Source organism: Microbacterium sp. Be9 (genome assembly GCF_011754135.1).
In the GTDB taxonomy this organism is placed as follows: domain Bacteria; phylum Actinomycetota; class Actinomycetes; order Actinomycetales; family Microbacteriaceae; genus Microbacterium; species Microbacterium maritypicum_A.
In genome coordinates, this window is record NZ_WNWT01000006.1 from 580179 (window position 1) to 600385 (window position 20207).

The window sequence follows — 20207 nt, forward strand, 5'->3', positions numbered from 1 at the left end:
GGCCAGCGTGACCGATTCTCACGCTGCATCCCGCGTCCTCGTCCGCACCGAAGGGGCGCTCGGGCGGCTCACGCTCAACCGCCCCGAGGCCATCAACGCCCTCGACGTCGGCATGATCGAGAGCCTCACCGCAGCACTGAACGCCTGGCGCGACGACACCGACGTGCAGATCGTGCTGCTCGACGGAGCGGGGGATCGCGGCATGTGCGCCGGCGGCGACGTGCGGGCTCTGCACGGGCAGATCGTGGCGGGGCAGGCTGATCAGACCGCGGAGTTCTTCCGTGCCGAGTACGCGCTGAACGCGATGATCGCCGAATACCCCAAGCCGGTCGTGTCCTTCGCCGACGGCATCACGATGGGGGGAGGCATCGGCCTGGCCGGGCACGCGGCGATCCGCATCGTCACGGAGCGCTCGAAGCTCGCGATGCCGGAGACGCGCATCGGATTCACGCCCGACGTCGGCGGCACCTGGCTTCTCGGCCGTGCCCCCGGGCGCTTCGGCGAGTACTTCGGCCTCACCGGAGCGACGATGAGCGGCGCGGATGCCGTGTACCTCGGCTTCGCCGATCACTTCGTGCCGTCGGACCGCCTCGACGCCTTGAGCGAGGCTCTCGCCTTCCGCGCCGATCCGACGGGGCCCAGCGAGATCGTCCTGCTGTTCGACGAGACGCCGGAGCCCTCGCGGCTTCCGGCGTGGCGGGAGTGGATCGATGACGCCTTCTCCGCTCCGACCGTGATCGAGATCATCGATCGCCTGCAGGCCCAGGGCACGACGGAGGCCGCCGCGATCGCGGACCTTCTCGAGGGCCTCGCGCCGACCGGCCTCGCTGTCACGCTCGATGCGGTGCGCGAGGCGCGTGAACTTTCGGGGCTTCGTGCCGCACTCGAGGGCGAGTACCGCCGCGTGCTGTGGTTCGTGAACGAGCACCCCGACCTCGTCGAGGGCATCCGCGCGCAGATCGTCGACAAGGACCGGGATCCGAAGTGGGACCCGCCCACGCTGGCCGAGCTCGCCCCGGACGCCGGCGCCCCTGCACGCGCGTACGTCCCGCAGCCCGCCCTGTTCTGAGAAGGGGTTCGTCCGCGTCGGGCTTTCTCTGAGCGTCGCGCCTAGTCGGACTCGAGGTCGACGTCGGGGCTCGAGCGCGTCTTCCAGATCGCACGGAGCACGTCGATGACGTCGTCCGGATCCGCGTCGGTCGCGTCGGCTTCGTCGACCAGCTCGCGGATGCGCCGGAGCACCGATGCGGGGAGGATTCCCGCCGTCTCGGCGACCCGCGTGCCCGCGGCCGTGCGCGAGACCACCAGCCCCTCGCCTTCGAGCATCTTGTACGCGCGCGCGGCGGTTCCGGGGGCGACACCCAGGTCGCTGGCCGTCTGTCGGACCGTCGGCAGTCGCTCGCCCGCGCCGAGCTGGCCCGACACGATGAGGCCGCGGAGCTGCCGGTAGATGTCGAGTGCCGGATTCGTCTCGTCGGCCGGTGACAGTCGGGGCGTCGGGCTCACCATGCGGTCTCCCGTTCGGCCGATTTCTCGACGCCGGCAACAGATTCCAGGTCATACCTCGGCGGGCACAGCTGCGTGGTCGTGAGGAGCAGCAGCACGAACGCGGCGATCTCGAGCGCCGGCGCCATCCAGCCGCCGACGGCCGCGACTTCGCCGTATCGCCAGAAGGTCTCGTAGGAGTCGCTGCGCCCGTCGCCCTGGATGGTGAGTCCGTTGATCGAACCGGAGTCGGCGATGAACCGCCATGCGCCCGCCAGAGCGAGAAGCGCAGCCGATGTGGTGATCCGGGTGATCCCCGCCGCGATGTCGCGTCGTTCGCGCTGCTCGGCGACGATCGTCTCCGGCCGCAGGAACGGGCGGGCCGCATTGGAGTGCAGCGCGGCGATCACCACGCCGACGAGCGCGATGGTGCAGATCAGGACCGGAACGCCGTATGCCCAGCCATAGAACCAGGGACGAATCGGGTCGATCGTCTCGTTGGGCACGTCGATCTCGAGGAAAACGTACGGGCCGCCGTCGATGTTCGAGGAGGCGAGTCCGGCGAGCAGTGTCGTGACCGTGAGAGCGAGCAGCGCTGCGGCGGCGCCCACCGAACCGATGCGCGGACTGAAGCTCAGCCAGGTGCGGCGGGCGGAGAGGACGGGGCGCTCCGGCGGCGTGCTGCCTCTCGTCGCGATCAGGGCCAGCAGGACGGCCACACCGATGCCGGCCGTGAGCACCGGTGTCGCGTAGCGCCACCACGAGACGACGCCGTTGAGGTCGAGGGCGTACCCGGTGATCAGGTTCTCGGCGACGAAGATCACGATCACCGCGATCGCGGCGACTCCGAGGGTGCGGTGCTCCGGCGAGTAACGGGCGAAGACCACGCCGGATGCCGCCGGGGCGAGGCGCGCCCGGCTCTCGGTCCGTGCGCGCCATCGGGGTGTGACGGTGATGCCGACCGCGATGATCGCCGCGAGGATCAGAGACACCCAGGGCATCGAGAAGACAGCGCCGAGCACCTGCCCGGGGTCCAGCAGGAGCTGCCCGGATCGGATCGGGGATGCGATGGTCGCGTGCATGGGGAGTCCGTCCTCTTTGTGCCATATGTCTATCACAAGTTGTATCAGTGAGTAAACACAAAAGGTGAAGAAAGGAACGCTTCGCCGTTGTTCGCCCGTGTGCAGAAACCGCTGATCGGGAGGGGAAGCGGTTCGCTGTGAGCGAAGGTCCCCCATGAGGGGGATACGAATGTCCGCGGATCGTGGCACTCTGTCTTGTGGCCGATTGTCGGTCGGCATCCGTCTGCCGAGAAATCCGCCGCTCCATCCTTCCTAGAAAGTCCGCCTGTGCTGGGAAAAATCCTCCTCCGCTATCTCTCCCGATACCGATGGTTGCTGCTCGCGGTGCTGGTCTTCCAGCTCGCCAGCGTCGCAGCGACCCTCTACCTCCCGCGACTGAACGCCGACATCATCGACAAGGGCGTCGCCCGCGGTGACACCGGCTACATCTGGAGCACCGGTCTGTTCATGCTCGCGGTCTCGCTGGGGCAGATCATCGCCTCGGTCACCGCGACGTACTTCGCCGCGCGCGCAGCGATGGGCGCCGGCCGCGACATCCGCGCCGACGTCTTCGGCAAGGTCAGCGGCTTCTCCGAGCGTGAGGTCTCGCAGTTCGGCGCCGGCTCGCTCATCACCCGCAACACGAACGATGTGCAGCAGGTGCAGATGCTGGCGATGATGGGCGCGACCATGCTCGTCACGGCGCCGCTCCTCGCGATCGGCGGCATCATCTTCGCCGTGCAGACGAACGTCGGCCTCAGCTGGCTCATCGCCGTGTCTGTGCCGCTGCTGCTGATCCTGGCCGCCCTCGTGATCGGGCGCATGGTCCCGTTGTTCCGCAGCTACCAGGGCAAGCTCGACAACGTCAACCGCATCATGCGCGAACAGCTCACCGGCGTTCGCGTCGTGCGGGCATTCGTGCGCGAGCGCATCGAGGAGGACCGCTTCCGCGGCGCCAACACCGACATCATGGTCGTCGGCCGCAAGGTGGGCTCGCTCTTCGTGCTGCTGTTCCCGCTGTTCATGCTCATCCTGAACGTCACGGTCGTCTCGGTCATCTGGTTCGGCGGCATCGAGGTCAACAACGGCACGGTGCAGGTGGGCACACTGTTCGCCTTCATGCAGTACATCGGCCAGATCATGGGCGGCGTCATCATGGCGAGCTTCATGGCGATGATGATCCCGCGCGCCGCGGTGTCGGCCGAGCGCATCGGCGAGGTTCTCGACTCCGAATCCACGCTGGTCCGCCCCGAGAACGGCGTCACCGAGTTCCCGGTCCCCGGATCCGTGGCGCTCGACGACGTCGAGTTCACCTACCCCGGCGCCGATTCCCCCGTGCTCACCGGCATCAGCTTCGCCGCGCAGCCGGGTGAGACCGTCGCGATCGTCGGATCCACCGGCTCGGGCAAGACGACCCTCGTGTCGCTCATCCCGCGCCTGTTCGACGTCTCGGGCGGTTCCGTGCACGTCGGCGGCACCGATGTGCGCGAGGCCGACGTCGAGTCGCTGTGGGACAGCATCGGCCTGGTGCCGCAGCGTCCGTTCCTCTTCACCGGCACCGTCGCGTCGAACCTGCGCTACGGCCGGGAAGAGGCCACCGACGAAGAGCTGTGGCACGCGCTCGACATCGCACAGGGTCGCGACTTCGTCGAGGAGATGCCCGATGGTCTCGACTCCCGCATCGCCCAGGGCGGCACGAACGTCTCAGGTGGTCAGCGTCAGCGACTCGCGATCGCCCGCGCGATCGTGCACCAGCCGCAGATCCTGGTCTTCGACGACTCGTTCTCGGCCCTCGACCTCACGACGGACGCGCGATTGCGGCAGGCGTTGTGGCGGGAGCTCCCGCACGTGACGAAGATCGTGGTCGCCCAGCGCATCTCCACCATCACGGACGCGGACCGCATCGTCGTCCTCGACGGCGGAACCATGGTCGGCGTCGGCACGCACGAGGAACTGCTCGAGACGAGCGACACCTACCGAGAGATCGTCGAGTCGCAGCTGGGGGTGGACGCATGAGCGCGCAGGACAACAACGAGAAGCGCACGGCCAGACGCGGCCGCGGCAAGGCGGCAGCGCCCGTCGCCGAGGTCGAGCTGAGCGCCGAGGAGAAGTACGAGGCCGAGCTCGCCGAGCAGGCACGTCAGAACTCCGGCGACTGGGACAGCGTCGCGCCGGGCAAGGCCGACAACTTCGGTCCGAGTTTCGCGCGCATGATCGGGCTGCTCAAGCCGTCGGCCATCTGGTTCGTCTTCGTGTCGATCCTGGGTGCGATCGGCGTGGTCCTGACGGTCGCGGCGCCCAAGGTGCTCGCCGAGGCCACCAACCTCGTCTACAAGGGCTTCATCTCCATCCAGCTCGGACAGCCGACCGACGGGTTCCCCGGCTTCCCGGCCGGGACGTCGCAGGACGTCGTCGTCGAGGCGCTGCGGGCCGGTGGGCAGGACGACTTCGCGAACCAGGTCGGCGCGCTGGGCGACTTCACGGTCGGCCAGGGCATCGACTTCGACGCACTGCGTCTCGTCATCGCCGCGGTGCTCGGCATCTACGTGGCCGCGGCCTTCCTCACCTGGATCCAGGGCTACGTCATCAACGTGATCATGGTCCGCACCATGTGGCGGCTGCGCGAGTCGGTCGAGGCGAAGATCAACCGCCTGCCGCTGGCGTACTTCGACAAGGTGCAGCGCGGCGAGCTGATCTCACGCGTCACGAACGACATCGACAACATCACGCAGACGATGCAGCAGTCGCTCTCGGGAGCACTCACTTCGGTGCTCACCGTGATCGGCGTGCTCGTGATGATGTTCTCGATCTCGTGGCAGCTCGCGCTCGTCGCCCTCATCACGCTGCCGCTCATGGGCGTCATCTTCGGCATCATCGGACCGCGCTCGCAGAAGGCTTTCGGCACCCAGTGGCGCAAGGTCGGTCGCCTGAACGCCCGCGTCGAGGAGGCATTCTCCGGCCACGCGCTCGTGAAGGTCTTCGGCCGGGAGAAGGATGCGCTGGACAAGTTCCAGGTCGAGAACGAAGAGCTGTTCCAGGCGAGCTTCAAGGCACAGTTTCTCTCCGGCATCATCATGCCGGCGATGATGTTCGTCGGAAACCTCAGCTATGTGGGCATCGCGGTGCTCGGCGGTCTGATGGTCGCGAACGGTCAGCTCCGTCTCGGCGACGTGCAGGCGTTCATCCAGTACTCGCAGCAGTTCACGCAGCCCCTGTCCGAGCTGGGTGGCATGGCCGCGGTCGTGCAGTCCGGCACGGCCTCCGCCGAGCGGGTCTTCGAACTGCTCGACGCCGAGGAGCAGGAGGCGGACGACGCCGATGCCCCCGAGCTGGTCGAGGGCAAGGGCGTCATCGAGTTCGAGAACGTCGCGTTCTCGTACACACCCGAGCGTCCGCTCATCCGCGACCTGTCATTCCGGGTGGAGCCGGGGCAGACCGTCGCCATCGTCGGTCCGACCGGTGCGGGAAAGACGACCTTGGTCAACCTGATCATGCGCTTCTACGAGCTCAGCGGCGGGCGCATCATGCTCGACGGCCAGGACATCGCCGAGGTGACCCGCGACGAACTGCGGTCGCGCACCGGCATGGTGCTCCAGGACCCGTGGCTGTTCGCCGGCAGTATCCGCGAGAACATCCGCTACGGTCGCTCCACCGCGACCGATGACGAGGTTCTCGCCGCCGCCAAGGCGACCTATGTCGATCGCTTCGTGCACGCCCTCCCCGAGGGCTACGACACGGTGCTCGACGAGGATGCCGCGAACGTGTCGGCGGGCGAGCGTCAGCTCATCACCATCGCGCGGGCATTCGTCGCGCAGCCGTCGATCCTCATCCTCGATGAGGCCACGTCGGCCGTCGACACCCGCACCGAACTGCTGCTGCAGCACGCGATGGCCGCGCTTCGTGAAGGACGCACGTCGTTCGTGATCGCGCACCGACTGTCGACCATCCGCGACGCCGACCTCATCCTGGTGATGGAGCACGGTGACATCGTGGAGAAGGGCACGCACGACGAGCTCATCGCCGCGCAGGGCGCCTACTGGCGTCTGTACCAGTCGCAGTTCGAGCAGGCGGCGACCGACATCGACGCCGAAGACGCCCTCACCGGCACGACGCCCGTCGTCGTCTCGGGCGATGCGAGCGATGCCGAAGGTGCAGGGGAGGAGGCTGCGGCCGCCGTTGCCGGAGCCTCGATCGGTGCTCAGCTGCCCGCTGCCGAGACGGCGGCAGCCCAGGCCCTGCTGGAAGACGGGGCCGACGGTTCGAGCCACCGTTCCTGAGCGTTTCCCGCCCTCCGGCATCCCCACGACGACGCCCCACTCCGCTCACGCGGGGTGGGGCGTCGTCGTAGGGATGCGTCGTCGCGGGCGCCGGCACGGCGCGCGTGACGAGGTGTCAGGAGCGGTCGGCCCTGATTCCGAGCAGCTCGAGCGGGTGGGTCAGACGCCACCACGGGCTCGGCCCCTCCACATCCTCGGCCAGCACCAGAGGCGTGGTGACGGTGTTGAGCGGACCGGTCGTCGTCAGCGTGCCCACGGCGTCGTCCTGTTCACGGTCTTCGCCGAGATCGAAGGCCGTCGCCGCGGTGGCGGTCGCCCCGTTCCACAGCACCACATCGGCATCGGTCTCGGTGATGACGTCGACCTCCTCCCCCCAGGGGGTCGTGACCTGACCGACCACGGTGTCCTTCGCGACGGCGGGCGGCTGCGCCTCCAGCGCCGCTTCCGCCTCCGCGAACAGGGAGCGGGTGAGAGCGAGTCGCTCATCGTTGCCGGCCTGGTTCAGCGCCGCGGCGAAGAGGTGCACGGTCGTGTCGCCGATGACGACGTCCTTCGCGGTGAGCAGGTTCCAGCCGACGAGTGTGCCGGTCTTGACGCCGACGACACCGGGATCGTCGAGCATCCCGTTCGTGTTGACGACGGTGCCGGCGCCCGGGAGGTCCACCGACTTGGTGCCGACGATCTCGGCGAACACCGGGTTCTGCATGGCACGCTCGCCGAGGGCGACCAGCGCCTCGGGGGTGGCCACATTGCGCTCGTCGAAGCCGGACGGCGTCACCACGGTGATGCCGGTGAGGCCTCGTTCGCGCAGCCACACCTCGGCGGCCCGGGCGAATTCGCGATCGGACCCCCAGATCTCGCTCGCGAGCCGGTCGATGTAGTTGTTCGCCGATCCCATCAGCGTGCCCTGCAGGAGTTGATATTCGGTCAGCACCCCGCCGATCGGCACATCGAGTGCGGACTGGTCGCTGCGCCGGTAGTCCCAGTACTTCACGCTGTCGGCCCGGGTGAACGAGAACTCGGGCCCCTGTTCGCCCACCGCCAGCGGCATACGGTCGAGCACCATCAGGCTGCTCACGACCTTGGTGATGCTCGCGATGCTCACCGCATCGGGGATCGAGGCCGCAGTGGTCATGCCGGAGATGCCGACGGCGCCCGCGCCCTCGGTGGGCCAGGTGACGGTGGCTGCGGCAGCGGGCGTCGTCGCGAACTCGACGGACTGCACTGTCGGAGGTACCTCGTGCAGCGGCCAGAGCAGCGTGGTGCCGGCATACGCGGCGACGAGGCCCACGAGCGTGGCCAGCGGAACGAGGATGCCGGGACGGGCGATGGCCGGGCGCAGGCGTGCCCCGCGGAGCAGGCCGTTCGTCCGCTCGGCTTCCGACGTCTCGTCGAGAGTCGCGGTGGCGGTGTGGTCGGCCACCGTCGCGGGGTCCACCCAGGTCAGAGCGGTGGCGGTGGTGGTCTCGTCCGCCCACTGGGGGGTGGTCGCGTCGAGCGCGGCGAGGGGATCGTCGGCGTCTCCCGCGGCAGTCTCACGCGGAACGAATGGTGGTTTCGTCAGAGCGGGCGTGGCCGGTTCCGGGGCGACCACCGATTCCGGTGCAAGCGCGCGCGTCGACGTCTGCTCGGCCGTGAGCACCGAACCGCCCGACGCGGCATCGACGGAGCCGGAGGGGGCGGTGGTCGCGGGGCCGTCGTCACGGACGACGCCCGTCGCCTCGTCGGCGGGATCTGTTGCGGTCACTCGTTCACGGTACCCAATCCCGGGCGGGTTCCGCGGCGCACAGCCCTGTCGCCACGCGGGTGTCGCCAGCGGTAGGATCTTCAGCACAACCACGGGAGTCCGGCGAGCCGGGCTGAGAGGGAGCGAATCGCGCTTCGACCGTCGAACCTGATCTGGGTCATGCCAGCGCAGGGAGGAGTTCAGATGAGTACGCCTACGTCCACATCCGCACAGCAGGCATCCGCCGATGCGAACGGGCTGCACCGCCCATCGATCTGGCGCTGGCGCGTCGTCGACATCGTCGTCGCCGCTGTCCTCGGCGTCGCGATCGGTCTCGTGTTCTGGGGATGGAACACCATCGGATACGCGTGGTTCGGCGCGGCCGACGCCCTGACACCGGGCCTCGGTGGCATCGCCGTCGGCATCTGGCTGCTCGGCGGTGTCGTCGGCGGTCTCGTGATCCGCAAGCCGGGGGCCGCGCTCGTGGTCGAACTGGTCGCCGCGATCGTGTCGATGCTGATCGGCAACGTGTGGGGTGTCTCGACCGTGTTGTCGGGCATCGTGCAGGGCCTCGGCGCAGAGATCATCTTCGCCCTGTTCTTCTACCGTCGTTTCGGGATCGCAGTCGCTGCGCTCGCCGGCGTCGGAGCCGCCGTGGCCGCCTGGGTGTTCGAGCTGTTCTACGGCAGCTCGCCGAACATCCTGAAGTCGGTCGAGTTCAACACGATCTATCTGATCAGCGTGGTCGTCTCCGGGGCGATCCTGGCCGGCGTGGTCGGTTGGCTGCTCGTGCGTGCCCTCGCCGTCACCGGCGCCCTCAACCGCTTCGCCGTCGGGCGAGAGCACGTGCGCGAGGTCTGAGCGTGACCTTCGCCTCCCCGGCCCGCGTGCAGGCTGCGGGCTGGGGCTGGCGGTACGCCGGTCGAAAGCGTCCCGCCGTCGCGGACGTCTCCTTCACGATCGAACCGGGGGAGCGGGTGCTCCTGCTCGGCGCCTCGGGTGCAGGGAAGTCGACGCTGCTCGCCGGCCTCGCCGGGGTCCTCGGCGATGACGACGAGGGGGAACGGACGGGGTCATTGCGCATCGACGGTGCGGCCCCCGAGTCACGGCACGGTCAGGTCGGACTCGTCCTGCAGGACCCGGACGCCGGCATCGTGCTGTCGAAGGTCGGCGACGACGTCGCGTTCGGCTGCGAGAACCTGGGCGTCGCGGCATCCGAGATCCCGGGTCGCGTCGCCGAGGCGCTCGACGCCGTCGGCCTCGATGTTCCGCTGCGACGCCCCACGAAGGCGCTCTCCGGCGGGCAGAAGCAGCGGCTGGTGCTGGCCGGTGTGCTCGCGATGCGACCGGGTCTGCTGCTGCTCGACGAGCCCACCGCAAACCTCGACCCGGAGGGGGTGCGGGAGGTGCGGGCGAGTGTCGAGCGCGCCGTCGAGACGACCGGCGCGACGCTCGTGGTCGTCGAGCACCGCACCCCGATCTGGGTCGATCTGATGACGCGCGTGATCGTGCTGGCGGCCGACGGAGGACTCCTCGCCGACGGTGCGCCCGCGCAGGTGTTCGTGGCCCACGGCGACGTGCTCGCCGATGCGGGGGTGTGGGTGCCCGACCGCGGCATCGACCTTCCGATGCTCGAACAGGTTCCTGCCTCCGATGCCCTCACGGCCTCCGCGCTCTCGATCGCGAGAGAGGCGGGCGTCGTCGTGCAGTCGGGGCTCGACCTGCGCGTGCCGCGTGCGAACGCGACCGTGATCACCGGGCCGAACGGCGCGGGCAAGTCGACGCTCGCACTCACCCTCGCCGGCCTCATCCCGGAGCAGGCCGGCGAAGTGCGTTCGGCGCCCGAGCTGGCGGGGCGCAAGGGCCCCCGCCCGATCCGCTGGTCCTCGCGTGAGCTGCTCACCCGCATCGGCATGGTCTTCCAGGAGCCGGAGCATCAGTTCCTCACGCAGACGCTGCGCGACGAGCTCGCCGTCGGCCCGCGCGCCCTCGGATGGGACCGTGGGAAGACGGACGGCGTCGTCGAGGAGCTGCTCGAGCGCCTCGGACTCGCATCTCTCGCGCTCGCCAACCCGTTCACGCTCTCCGGCGGGCAGAAGCGTCGACTGTCCGTCGCGACCGTGCTGGCGGGAGCACCCGAGGTGATCGTGCTCGACGAGCCGACCTTCGGGCAGGACCGGCGTGGATGGATCTCGCTCGTCGCGCTCCTGCAGGAGGAGATCGCGCGTGGTCGGTCGATCGTCGCGGTCACGCACGACGACGCCGTGATCCGACACCTGGGCGGGCATCGCATCGAACTGGGACGCGAAGGGGAGGCGACATCGTGACGGCGGTCGAGACCGCACGGACGGTATGGCTCGACGGTGTGAACCCGGTGACGAAGCTGGTGCTCGCCGTGCTGCTGTCGGTGCCGCTGTTCGCGTCCATCGACGTCACGAGTGCGCTGGCCGCGATCGTCCTGCAGCTGCTCTGCCTGCCGTTGACCGGACTGCGGCTGTCGACGGTGCTGAAGCGCCTGCTGCCGATCGCGATCTTCGCACCGATCGCCGGCGTGAGCATGCTGCTCTACGCCGAACCCGCAGGGCGGATCTACTGGACCTTCGGATTCGCAACGATCAGCGAGGATTCCATCACGCTCGCGATCGCGGTGAGCCTGCGCGTGATCGCGCTCGGACTGCCGACGATCCTGCTCTTCGGCGGCACCGACCCCACAGAGCTCGCCGATGCGCTGGCCCAGGTCGCGAAGCTCCCGAGTCGCTTCGTGCTCGGCATCCTCGCCGGCACCCGGATGCTGGGCCTGTTCCTCGACGACTGGCGCACCATGAGCCTGGCCCGTCGTGCACGGGGCGTGGGGGATCGGGGTGTGCTGCGACGATTCTTCTCGATGGCCTTCGTGCTGCTCGTGTTCGCGGTGCGGCGCGGGTCCACGCTGGCACTCGCGATGGAGGCGCGCGGCTTCGGCTCCGGCATCCCCCGCACCTGGTCGCGACCGTCCCGGTTGCACCCGCGCGATGCGGTGGCGCTGATCGGCGGCATCGCGATCATGGCCCTCGCCCTTGCCGCCGCCGTCCTCGTCGGGACCTTCCGATTCGTGTGGAGCTAGGGTCGGCTAGCTCCAACTCGGCTGGAAGTAGTGCTCCCGGTGCAGAGCACAGCGCTCGTTGAACGGGGCGGTGCAGCGAGGGCAGCCCGTCACCGCGAAGTACTCGGTGATCGTGAGCTCGTGTCCGCATGCGCCGCAGAGGATCGCCGCGGTGTCGTGCTGCTCGGGCGCCCACTGCTGCGCCGGATGCCCCGCGGACTCCTCGTGACAGCGATGGCACGGGTAGTGATCGCCGCAGCAGGCGAAGCGGATCGCAATGATGTCTGTCGGGCCCCGGTAGTGCACGCACCGGGTCATGTCGTCGACGACCGGGCCGAACACCGGCGGTCGACCGGCGGGCGGGGGCGCCACGCTCATGTCTCGTTCCAGAGCCGCCGGTAGTAGTCGAGGCGCTCGTAGTCGGGCTCGACCCCGTAGGCCTCGATGAGCGTGTCCTCCCAGCCGGAACCGAAGTTCCACATCGTGCTCATCGACGCCACGGCGATGTCGGCCCAGCGGTCGGCGACTCCGAGAGCTGCGAGATCGACGAACGCGGCGGGACGGCCGGCGGCGTCGAGAAGCGTGTTCGGCATGCAGGCATCGCCGTGGCACACCACCAAGCGGTCGATCGGTGGTGCCTCGTGCAGCTCGTCGGGCACGATCGTGCCGCGGTCGGCGGCGTTGGCGATCCGCCACTGCGTGCTCCACTCCCAGGGGCATTCGGCCACGGGCAGGGCGTCGTGCAGCGCCCGCAGGCCCGCGCCGACCGACCGTACCGCGGTCTCGGGCTGGTCGGCCCAGCGCGGGTCGACGGCACTGCTCGCGTCGAGTGCGACGGTGACGAGCCACTCGTGTGTCTGGTCCTGCCCCTGTTCGAGCACCTCGGGCACCGCGATCCAGGTGCGCGCCCACCTCATGCGCTCGGCTTCGTCGCGCATGTTCGCCTCGTCGTCGAGCGGCCCCCATTTGATGTAGCGGCCGTCGTCGGTGCGGAAGGTCAGCCCGCCGATCCCGTTGAGCCAGACCGGCACGAGCGCCGCACCGCGGGCGAGCTCGCGCACCCGCGTCGGCACGTCGAGGGAGGCGGAGGGGATGCTCATCCGTCCATCCTGCCCGACGGCGACGGGTGACGGCGGCGGTGGCGGGTGACGGCGACCGGTGCGGTTCATCGGCTCTCGTCGCGCAGGCCTTCGAGGTAGGCGTTGTAGGCGTCGAGCTCGGTCGTGCCGTGCGCATCGGCGTAGCGGTCATCGGCGGCGGCGCGGGCCGTGTCATCACGGAACCACCGATGCATCACGTACACGAGCATCAGCAGCGTCGGCGCCTCGCCGTAGGACCAGGCCAGACCGCCCGCCAGACGCTGGTCCTCGAGCGGATCCATCCCGAGGGCGAGGGTCGGGGCGACGAAGTGGTCGACGAGCATCGTCGTCGCCATCATCAGGAAGACCCCGAAGAACGCGTGCAGGGCGGCCTCGGCGAAGACGTCGAGTGCCCGCCCGCCGTGCCCGAGACGCACGGGGAGGGGATCGGAGCTCAGCACCGGGATCGCGAACAGGATGCCCACGATGAGGAACCCGACCTCCAGGGCGATGTGACCGCCGGAAGCAGCGAGGACGCGATCGGCGAGACCGGCCAGATACAGACCGTAGAACGCGATCAGGTACACCGGCAGGGCGATCCACGGGCTCAGGATCCATCGGGCGACGCGGCTGCGGAGTCCGCCGTGCGCGGCACGCAGCGCGGCGGCACCCAGCCCGTGGTGGGGCGTGGCACGCAGGAGCAGGGTGCCCGGTGATCCGAGCACCAGCAGGGGCGGGATCGCGATCATCAGCGTGAGCTGCTGGAACATGAACACCGACATCAGCGCGTAGCCGTATGCCTCGACCCCGAGACCGGTGACGGCCGCGAGCGCGAGGCAGCCCAGGAGGAACACGACCGTGCGCCAGACGGGCCACCGGCGGTGCTGCCGCCAGAGGCGGATCGCGCCGACGAGGTACGCCATGGCCAGCACGGCGGCGACCAGGGGCAGGAGGGGGAACGGGCCCGGTGCGGGCAGCACGAGGTCGGCGAAGGTCGGCGGCGCGTCCGGCATCCAGCCGTTCATCCGTTCGTGCCCTCTCGTTCGTCGTCCGGCCGGTCGCCGAGTGCCGCGTTCCGCGTCTGCGCACGGTGACGGACCCCGGCCCCGATGACGAGGACGACGCCTCCGATCGCGAGCGCGACGTCGGCGAGGTTCCCGATGAACCAGTTCCCGTACGCGAGGAAGTCGGTGACGTGGCCGATGCCGAACCCGGGGGGAGCGAGCAGACGGTCCAGCACGTTCCCGATGGCACCCCCGAGGATGAACCCCAACCCCCAGGCCCGCCACGTCGTGCGTGCGCGGACCGCGGCGACGAACAGGGCGGCGACGGCGCCCACGCCGACCACGGTCAGCACCCATGTCGCCCCGGAGCCCAGCGACAGCACCGCCCCGGGGTTGTAGGCGAGCTGCAGGCCGAGCGCATCACCCAGAACGGGTATCCGTTCCGACTGGCTGAGCCCGGCGATCGCGGCCGCTTTGGTGCTCTGGTCGATCAGGACGACGAGGCCGGCGATCACGAAGGCGACGGCGTACTTCGGGACGCTCTCACGCTTCATCGGACGGTCCCGTCTCCGCTGCCCGATCGCGTCTCCGCCGCGCGCGCCCCGCCAAGACCACCCCGGTCGCTCCGAGGGCGAGGAGGAAGCCGATCCCGACGAGGAAGACGGTCCCCAGGAATCCGAGGTCGTCGCGCTGCACCCTCCGCTCGCCGTTCTGCTGCTCGTGCGTCGTGCTGCTGGTCGGTGTCGGTGTCGGTGTCGGTGTGGGTGTGGGTGTGGGTGCGGGGGTCTGAGTCGTCGCGAGCGTATCCGCCTCTGAGGCGCCGACGATGCTGTGGGGCACGTGCGCGGCTGCCGACTCCCCGCCGACGAGCAGGATCAGGACGCTGAGCACCGCCCCCATGACGGTCGTGCCCACCGTGCGCCGTATCGTCCAGCCGATCGGGTTCGTCTGCGGACTCGGGCGTTGGGGAGCGCGCCGATCGGCGTCGTCCACGGGGCTTTTCATGGGTCTCCTTCGAGGGGTGAGAGCAGATTGTTCGAGAGGGCGGAGCCTCGGATGGTGCCGCGCACACAACGCACGGCTTCAGGAGTCGGGGTCGCGCGGAGTGGACACCTGGAGTCGACGCACGGAGTCGACGCGAGATGTCGACGCGAGACGTCGACACAGGAGGTCGACAGGGACATCGAGGGGATGCCGCGGGGGAGGCCGGGTTGCGAGCGATGGATGCGGTCGCGCGGGTGGCCGGCGGATCAGGTTCGGGAGAGGCCGAGCTGGAGGAGGGAGAGCGTCGTCGCGCGTGGGCGCGGAGGAGATGCAGACGATCGACGCAGAGCCTCGGATCCGGCTCGGAGTCGCGTGACCAGTGCCCGGCGGTGCGCTGCGCGTGTTCGCAGGAGCATCACGGCGAGCCCGCACAGCACGCCCAGAGCGCAGAGCGCAGCTCCGACGAGAGCGCTCGTCCCGCTGTCGGGTGCGGCGGTGAGGACCTGCTCCTGGGCGGCTGCGGCCGCATGGTCGAACGCGTCGACGACTGCGGCGGTGAGGGAGGGGGCAGCGCCGTTCTCGTCCTGCGCTCCGTGGGTGGTCACGGCGAAGGCGAAGAGCAGCAGGAGCGCCAGGCTCGCCGTGGTAATGAGCCGCATTATCACCGGCGGGGCGACGGTGCCCGCGGATCGGAGGATCCCGGGCGAGCGGCGCATTCTCCGGATCCTACCCGCATCGGTTATCGGGTTCCTTCGCGCGCGAGGCGGTGTCGTAGGCTCGCTCTCGACGCCGTACCTCGGCTCGTGGTGAAACCAAGAACCACGTAGGCTGGGACTGCGTTCCATCAATGCATGTCGCACGACGACGTTCGAAGGAGAACATCAGATGCAGATCAGCGGACAGGGTGCACTCGTCACCGGCGGAGCCTCGGGTCTCGGACTCGCCACGGCGCGCCGGCTCGTCGCCGCGGGAGCGCACGTCACGATCATCGACCTCGCCTCGTCGAAGGGTGCCGAGATCGCGGACGAACTCGGTGGGCTGTTCGTCGCGGCCGACGTCACGAACGCGGATGAGGTGCAGGCGGCCGTCGCAGCCGCGCAGTCCGCCGCTCCGCTGCGGGTGGTCGTGAACTGCGCCGGCATCGCGCCGCCCGCCAAGGTGCTCGACCGCGAAGGCAACCCGGCTGTGCTCGCCGACTTCGAGCGCGTGATCCGCATCAACCTCGTCGGCACGTTCAACGTCATCTCGCAGGCATCCGCCGTGATCGCGAAGAACGAGCTGCACGACGAGGAGCGCGGCGTCATCGTGAACACCGCGAGCGTCGCCGCGTTCGACGGTCAGATCGGCCAACCCGCCTACTCCGCATCCAAGGGCGGTGTGCACGCCATGACCCTCCCGGTGGCGCGCGAGCTCGCCCGCTACGGCATCAGGGTGTGCACGATCGCTCCGGGCATCATGGAGACCCCGATGCTGATGGGTCTTCCGCAGGCGGCACAGGACTCGCTCGGCCAGCAGGTGCCTTTCCCTTCGCGCCTCGGACGCCCCGACGAGTACGCCGCTCTCGTGCAGCAGATCGTCGAGAACGGCTACCTCAACGGCGAGACCATCCGCCTCGACGGTGCCATCCGCATGGCGCCGCGCTGACCCGCGGCACCCCTCAGAACCCGCGATCGAGAACCCAGGAGAACCCATGTCCCTTGCAGGCAAGACCATCTTGATGTCGGGCGGCAGCCGCGGCATCGGCCTCGCGATCGCGCTGAGGGCGGCTGCCGACGGTGCGAACATCGCGATGCTCGCGAAGACCGACACCCCGCATCCGAAGCTCGAAGGCACGATCCACACCGCGGCCGAGCAGATCCGCGCGGCCGGCGGCCAGGCTCTGCCGATCGTCGGCGACGTGCGCGACGACGACGACATCACCGAAGCGGTCATGAAGACGCAGGGCGAGTTCGGCGGCATCGACATCGTGATCAACAACGCCAGCGTCATCGACCTCTCGCGCTCGCTCGACCTGAACGCCAAGAAGTACGACCTGATGCAGGACGTCAACGTACGCGGCACGTTCATGCTCTCGCGCGCCGCCGTGCCGATCCTGAAGGATGCCGAGAACCCGCACATCCTCTCGCTGTCGCCGCCCCTCAACCCGACCCCGAAGTGGTTGGGCGCGCACACCGGATACACGCTCGCGAAGTTCGGCATGACCATGGCGACCCTCGGCCTCGCCGCCGAGTTCGCACGCGACGGGATCGCCGCCAACACCCTGTGGCCGCGCACCACGATCGCGACGGCGGCCGTGCAGAACCTCCTCGGTGGCGACAAGGTCATGGCTGCGAGTCGCACGCCCGACATCTATGCGGACGCCGCGTATGCCGTGCTGCTCAAGCCCGCGGCGTCGTACACCGGTCAGACGCTCATCGTCGAGGACGTGCTCGAGGCCGACGGTGTGACCGACTTCTCCGGCTATGCCGCGATCCCCGGCACTCCCGACAGCGCGCTCTTCCCCGACATCTTCCTCGACTGAGGTTCCCGCGGCGCCGGAGACAGAGGCCGGAACGGGCGGCCGAAACAGAGACCGTCCGTCCGTAGCGCCGCGTGTTGGGGCGAGCCGCGCCGCGCGGAACCCCGTTCGTCTCCGTTCTCGCAGGGCCGGAGGGGCGCCCCCGGAGTCATAGCGGGAGCAGATAGATGGGGTCAGATCAGCAGGTAGACCGCACCGACGATCGTGAGTGCGATCACGATGCGGTCGAACACACGCTGATTCATGCGACGGGCGACCCGCAACCCGAGGAGCGCGCCGACCACCACGAGCGGCGCGAGCACGGCATCCATCAGCAGTACCGGTGGCTCGAACAGCCCGAGGCCCGCGAGGAACGGCACCTTGATCACGTTGATGATGGCGAAGAACCACGCGGAGGTACCGAGGAACACCTGCACCGGGGTGCGGGTGGCCAGGAAGTACATCGACATGACGGGCCCGCCGGCGTTCGCGACCATGGTCGTGAAGCCGCCGAGCGTGCCGTAGGCGCCTGCGAGCAGGATGCCGCTGGAGGGCGGTGACACGGTATCCGCTCTGCTCTGCCGCCACCGGCGCCACAGCGTCACGGCGATCATGAGCAGCAGGATCACTCCGATCGCACGGCGCACCACACCATCGCCGGCGAGCGCGAGGAACGCGAATCCGACCAGCAGTCCCGCGATGACCGCGGGGGCGAGCCGCAGCAGCGTGGGCCAGTGCGCGTGCCGGCGGTAGGCGAACAGGGCGAACAGGTCGCCGACCATCAGGAGCAGCAGGGTCGCCGCGGTCGAGGTGCGGGCGGGCAGGACGGCCGCGAACAGCGCGATCGCCAGGATGCTCCCGCCCGGCAGTGCGGTCTTCGAGAGGCCGATGACCGCCGCCGCCACCGCGAGCGCCGCCCAGGCCCACGGGTCGAGGGCGATCACCGTTCGAGCTCGGCGACGATCGCGTCGTAGCCCCTGGCCTTCGCGAGGTCGACCGGGAGCACGCCGTCGCCGTCCGGGATGCCGCTGTCGGCCCCGCCGTCGAGGAGGGCACGAACCACGTCGACGTAGGTCGAGGATCCGTCGCCGAGCGCGATCGCCTCGTGCAGCGCCGTCCAGTTCAGGTCGTTGATGTGGTTCGGGTCGACGCCGGCCTCGAGCAGGATCTCGATCGTCGCGAGCAGTCCGCGCTCGGACGCCGGGATCAGGGCCGTGCCGCCGAAGCGGTTGGTGCTCGCGAGGTCGGCGCCGTTGTCGAGGGTCAGACGGAGGATCTCGTCATGTCCGCGCGCGCCCGCGTACAGGTAGGCGGAGTCCTGGATGTCGTCTTTGGCGTTCACGTCCGCCCCCGCCTCGATCAGGGCCCGGGCCGCGTCGACGTGGTTCGCCTTGGTCGCCGCCACCAGGGCTGTCATCCCGCCGGATCCGCGCGCCTCGATGTCCGCGCCCTCGTCGATCGCCGTCTGCACGGCGATCGCGTCTCCGTCCTCAGCGGCGGCGAGCAGATCGCGAGTGGCTTCGGTCATGGCAGCCTCCTGGGTCGACGGGGAAGGATGCGGCGCTGCTGTGCAGGCCGTCACGGTCAGCAGAGCAGCTGTGACGGCGCCGACGGCCAACATCCTTCGCGCACGCATGCATCCGGTATACCAAATGATGCCGGACATCGAGTGATCAACCTCGCGCGGTGATCAGTCCCGTGTGGCGGTCAGCTCCGCGCGGCGGTGAGTGCCGTGGCGAATCGCGCGGCGCGCTGCTCGATGTCGGCCCAGTCGCCGTTCGCGATCGAGGTTCCGTTCGCCAAATCTCCGCCCGCGCCGACCGCGACCGCGCCAGCGGCGAACCAGGCGGCCAGGTTGTCGGGGTTCACGCCGCCGGTGGGCATGAGCGGGGCATCGGGGAACGGTCCGCGCAGGGCGCCGAGGTAGGACGGGCCGCCGAGCGACGCCGGGAAGATCTTCACGACGTCGACGCCGAGCTCGAGCGCGCCCATGACCTCGGTCGGCGTCATCGCGCCGGTCATCACGACGCGGCCCGTGTCGAGCATGCTGCGCGTGAGGTGCGGCAGTGTGCCGGGGCTGACCAGGAACTCGGCTCCGGCATCCGCTGCGTGCTCGGCCTGTGCAGCGGTGGTCACAGTGCCCGCGCCGACGTAGGCGGCGTCGCCGTGGCGGGCGATGAGTTCGCGGATGACCGCCGGAGCGTCCGGAGTGGAGAAGGTCACCTCGATGCCGGTGACACCGCCGCGGATGATCGCCTCCGAGGCCTCGATGGCCAGTTCAGGGGAGGGGGCGCGGAGGACGGCGAGGATGCCGGTCGTGCGGGCGCGGTCGAGACGGTCGGACATGGGGCTCCTTCATCGGGCGGGCACGTCCATTCTCCCGGGCGCAGCCTGTAATGACAAGTTGGTCAGGACGCGTGGGTGTGCGGCCAGGCCTCGATCAGGTCCTTCGATTCCTTGAGTCCGAGTCCCGTGTGCTCGCGGAGCGCCTTGATCGCGGCGATGGCGGAACCCCCAGCGACCATCCGGTCGATCTCGGAGGCCACCGAAGCCGGCAGCGACGCACGCACGGACGAAGGGGTCGCGACCATCGGGGTGATCGACGAGCGCGTGGCCGTGGCGTTCGACACGGCGGCGAGGTGCGGCGCCGTGGTGCTGACCGACCAGTGGTCGATGCGGTCCTTCGCTTCCTTGAGGCCGACGCCCGAGTGGTCGCGGTACAGCTTGATGGCGTGGATCTTCTGCCCGGCCCCGACGAGCCGGTCGATCTCGGCGATCACGCTCGGCGTCAAACCGGAGACGGCCGTCGACGCCGACGAAGCGGGAGCCGTGCGCGCGGTCGTCGGCGACGGGGTGAACACCTGCGGCTCTGGCAGCTTGGGGCGCATGCCGCGGACCGCGACGGCGAGGATCGCCACGACGACGATCAGGCCGACGACGATCGCGATGATCCACAGCACGGCATCCATGGGCTCAGTCTAGAGAGGTCACCGCCCGCGCCCCAGGGCCTTC

At 69.5% G+C, this 20207-nt stretch carries 21 protein-coding genes and 1 riboswitch; of the genes, 8 read left to right on the forward strand and 13 right to left on the reverse strand.

Translation table 11 applies throughout. From position 1 onward, the window contains the following. Window positions 1-7: 7 nt before the first annotated feature. Window positions 8-1069: an enoyl-CoA hydratase/isomerase family protein gene (locus tag GLO27_RS13620; RefSeq protein WP_029258536.1), complete on the forward strand. Its 1062-nt coding sequence runs from the start codon at window positions 8-10 to the stop codon at window positions 1067-1069. A gap of 41 nt (window positions 1070-1110) precedes the next feature. Here the strand turns inward: GLO27_RS13620 and GLO27_RS13625 are convergent, their stop codons facing one another. Both GLO27_RS13625 and GLO27_RS13630 read right to left on the reverse strand, forming a co-directional pair. Next, window positions 1111-1509, reverse strand: coding sequence for a GntR family transcriptional regulator (locus tag GLO27_RS13625; RefSeq protein ID WP_051668157.1), 399 nt, complete (start codon window positions 1507-1509; stop codon window positions 1111-1113). Then, the gene (locus GLO27_RS13630) at window positions 1503-2567 is read right to left on the reverse strand and encodes a hypothetical protein (RefSeq protein WP_029267854.1); all 1065 of its coding nucleotides are present in this window, start codon (window positions 2565-2567) and stop codon (window positions 1503-1505) included. Before GLO27_RS13630 ends, GLO27_RS13625 begins: the two co-directional genes overlap by 7 nt. 267 nt (window positions 2568-2834) lie before the next feature. Between GLO27_RS13630 and GLO27_RS13635 the strand changes: the two genes are divergently transcribed. Beyond that, window positions 2835-4562, forward strand: a complete 1728-nt coding sequence (locus tag GLO27_RS13635) for an ABC transporter ATP-binding protein (protein ID WP_029258535.1) — start codon at window positions 2835-2837, stop codon at window positions 4560-4562. Beyond that, on the forward strand, window positions 4559-6823 hold the full coding sequence (locus tag GLO27_RS13640) for an ABC transporter ATP-binding protein (RefSeq protein WP_167255355.1): 2265 nt from the start codon (window positions 4559-4561) through the stop codon (window positions 6821-6823). The genes GLO27_RS13635 and GLO27_RS13640 overlap by 4 nt, the downstream gene beginning before the upstream one ends. A gap of 115 nt (window positions 6824-6938) precedes the next feature. On the opposite strand, the gene GLO27_RS20285 is transcribed toward GLO27_RS13640, so the two are convergent. Continuing rightward, window positions 6939-8570 (reverse strand): hypothetical protein, encoded by a 1632-nt coding sequence (locus GLO27_RS20285; RefSeq protein WP_021198279.1) that lies wholly within the window; start codon window positions 8568-8570, stop codon window positions 6939-6941. Window positions 8571-8651: 81 nt separating this feature from the next. Continuing rightward, window positions 8652-8761, forward strand: a riboswitch (TPP riboswitch). Here GLO27_RS20285 and GLO27_RS13650 point away from each other — a divergent pair. The 3 genes from GLO27_RS13650 (at window position 8754) to GLO27_RS13660 (ending at window position 11652) form a co-directional block, all read left to right on the forward strand. Next, window positions 8754-9410: an ECF transporter S component gene (locus tag GLO27_RS13650; protein ID WP_021198280.1), complete on the forward strand. Its 657-nt coding sequence runs from the start codon at window positions 8754-8756 to the stop codon at window positions 9408-9410. It overlaps the preceding riboswitch by 8 nt. Before the next feature lie 2 nt (window positions 9411-9412). Then, the gene (locus GLO27_RS13655) at window positions 9413-10876 is read left to right on the forward strand and encodes an ABC transporter ATP-binding protein (protein ID WP_167255357.1); all 1464 of its coding nucleotides are present in this window, start codon (window positions 9413-9415) and stop codon (window positions 10874-10876) included. After that, window positions 10873-11652, forward strand: coding sequence for an energy-coupling factor transporter transmembrane component T (locus GLO27_RS13660; protein WP_029258530.1), 780 nt, complete (start codon window positions 10873-10875; stop codon window positions 11650-11652). The genes GLO27_RS13655 and GLO27_RS13660 overlap by 4 nt, the downstream gene beginning before the upstream one ends. A gap of 6 nt (window positions 11653-11658) precedes the next feature. Here GLO27_RS13660 and GLO27_RS13665 read toward each other — a convergent pair whose 3' ends face one another. From GLO27_RS13665 to GLO27_RS13690, 6 genes are all read right to left on the reverse strand, one after another. Then, window positions 11659-12009: a CHY zinc finger protein gene (locus GLO27_RS13665; protein WP_136024083.1), complete on the reverse strand. Its 351-nt coding sequence runs from the start codon at window positions 12007-12009 to the stop codon at window positions 11659-11661. Next, complete coding sequence (locus GLO27_RS13670) at window positions 12006-12731, reverse strand: aminoglycoside 3'-phosphotransferase (protein WP_167255359.1); 726 nt, start codon at window positions 12729-12731, stop codon at window positions 12006-12008. Before GLO27_RS13670 ends, GLO27_RS13665 begins: the two co-directional genes overlap by 4 nt. Window positions 12732-12796: 65 nt before the next feature. Then, window positions 12797-13723: a cytochrome c oxidase assembly protein gene (locus GLO27_RS13675; protein WP_167255361.1), complete on the reverse strand. Its 927-nt coding sequence runs from the start codon at window positions 13721-13723 to the stop codon at window positions 12797-12799. An 8-nt stretch (window positions 13724-13731) separates the two neighbouring features. After that, window positions 13732-14268: a signal peptidase II gene (locus GLO27_RS13680; protein WP_167255363.1), complete on the reverse strand. Its 537-nt coding sequence runs from the start codon at window positions 14266-14268 to the stop codon at window positions 13732-13734. Continuing rightward, a complete protein-coding gene (locus GLO27_RS13685; RefSeq protein WP_167254875.1) occupies window positions 14258-14719 on the reverse strand; it encodes a hypothetical protein in 462 nt (153 codons plus the stop codon). Before GLO27_RS13685 ends, GLO27_RS13680 begins: the two co-directional genes overlap by 11 nt. A 245-nt stretch (window positions 14720-14964) precedes the next feature. Further along, a complete protein-coding gene (locus GLO27_RS13690) occupies window positions 14965-15414 on the reverse strand; it encodes a hypothetical protein (protein WP_136024078.1) in 450 nt (149 codons plus the stop codon). Between the two features lie 169 nt (window positions 15415-15583). On the opposite strand from GLO27_RS13690, the gene GLO27_RS13695 reads away from it, so the two are divergent. Then, a complete protein-coding gene (locus tag GLO27_RS13695) occupies window positions 15584-16342 on the forward strand; it encodes an SDR family NAD(P)-dependent oxidoreductase (RefSeq protein ID WP_021198289.1) in 759 nt (252 codons plus the stop codon). Between the two features lie 46 nt (window positions 16343-16388). Next, entirely contained in the window at window positions 16389-17219 is an 831-nt protein-coding gene (locus GLO27_RS13700) for an NAD(P)-dependent oxidoreductase (protein WP_021198290.1), read from the forward strand. Window positions 17220-17389: 170 nt separating this feature from the next. Here the strand turns inward: GLO27_RS13700 and GLO27_RS13705 are convergent, their stop codons facing one another. The 4 genes from GLO27_RS13705 to GLO27_RS20290 form a co-directional block, all read right to left on the reverse strand. Then, window positions 17390-18139: a sulfite exporter TauE/SafE family protein gene (locus GLO27_RS13705; protein WP_021198291.1), complete on the reverse strand. Its 750-nt coding sequence runs from the start codon at window positions 18137-18139 to the stop codon at window positions 17390-17392. Continuing rightward, window positions 18136-18723, reverse strand: a complete 588-nt coding sequence (locus GLO27_RS13710; protein WP_243844838.1) for an ankyrin repeat domain-containing protein — start codon at window positions 18721-18723, stop codon at window positions 18136-18138. The genes GLO27_RS13705 and GLO27_RS13710 overlap by 4 nt, the downstream gene beginning before the upstream one ends. Window positions 18724-18902: 179 nt before the next feature. Continuing rightward, window positions 18903-19541 carry a bifunctional 4-hydroxy-2-oxoglutarate aldolase/2-dehydro-3-deoxy-phosphogluconate aldolase gene (locus GLO27_RS13715; protein WP_029267830.1) on the reverse strand — a complete coding sequence of 213 codons (639 nt, stop codon included), beginning with the start codon at window positions 19539-19541 and terminating at the stop codon, window positions 18903-18905. A gap of 62 nt (window positions 19542-19603) precedes the next feature. Continuing rightward, the gene (locus GLO27_RS20290; RefSeq protein WP_021198294.1) at window positions 19604-20164 is read right to left on the reverse strand and encodes a ribosomal protein L7/L12; all 561 of its coding nucleotides are present in this window, start codon (window positions 20162-20164) and stop codon (window positions 19604-19606) included. Between the last annotated feature and the right edge of the window lie 43 nt (window positions 20165-20207).

Bases quoted from the DNA above. Each gene is read 5' to 3' on its own strand.
- GLO27_RS13625 (WP_051668157.1), bottom strand. From the start codon at position 1,509: ATGGTGAGCCCGACGCCCCGACTGTCACCGGCCGACGAGACGAATCCG.
- GLO27_RS13630 (WP_029267854.1), bottom strand. From the start codon at position 2,567: ATGCACGCGACCATCGCATCCCCGATCCGATCCGGGCAGCTCCTGCTG.
- GLO27_RS13640 (WP_167255355.1), top strand. From the start codon at position 4,559: ATGAGCGCGCAGGACAACAACGAGAAGCGCACGGCCAGACGCGGCCGC.
- GLO27_RS13650 (WP_021198280.1), top strand. From the start codon at position 8,754: ATGAGTACGCCTACGTCCACATCCGCACAGCAGGCATCCGCCGATGCG.
- GLO27_RS13665 (WP_136024083.1), bottom strand. From the start codon at position 12,009: ATGAGCGTGGCGCCCCCGCCCGCCGGTCGACCGCCGGTGTTCGGCCCG.
- GLO27_RS13670 (WP_167255359.1), bottom strand. From the start codon at position 12,731: ATGAGCATCCCCTCCGCCTCCCTCGACGTGCCGACGCGGGTGCGCGAG.
- GLO27_RS13675 (WP_167255361.1), bottom strand. From the start codon at position 13,723: ATGCCGGACGCGCCGCCGACCTTCGCCGACCTCGTGCTGCCCGCACCG.
- GLO27_RS13680 (WP_167255363.1), bottom strand. From the start codon at position 14,268: ATGAAGCGTGAGAGCGTCCCGAAGTACGCCGTCGCCTTCGTGATCGCC.
- GLO27_RS13685 (WP_167254875.1), bottom strand. From the start codon at position 14,719: ATGAAAAGCCCCGTGGACGACGCCGATCGGCGCGCTCCCCAACGCCCG.
- GLO27_RS13690 (WP_136024078.1), bottom strand. From the start codon at position 15,414: ATGCGCCGCTCGCCCGGGATCCTCCGATCCGCGGGCACCGTCGCCCCG.
- GLO27_RS13695 (WP_021198289.1), top strand. From the start codon at position 15,584: ATGCAGATCAGCGGACAGGGTGCACTCGTCACCGGCGGAGCCTCGGGT.
- GLO27_RS13700 (WP_021198290.1), top strand. From the start codon at position 16,389: ATGTCCCTTGCAGGCAAGACCATCTTGATGTCGGGCGGCAGCCGCGGC.
- GLO27_RS13710 (WP_243844838.1), bottom strand. From the start codon at position 18,723: ATGACCGAAGCCACTCGCGATCTGCTCGCCGCCGCTGAGGACGGAGAC.
- GLO27_RS13715 (WP_029267830.1), bottom strand. From the start codon at position 19,541: ATGTCCGACCGTCTCGACCGCGCCCGCACGACCGGCATCCTCGCCGTC.
- GLO27_RS20290 (WP_021198294.1), bottom strand. From the start codon at position 20,164: ATGGATGCCGTGCTGTGGATCATCGCGATCGTCGTCGGCCTGATCGTC.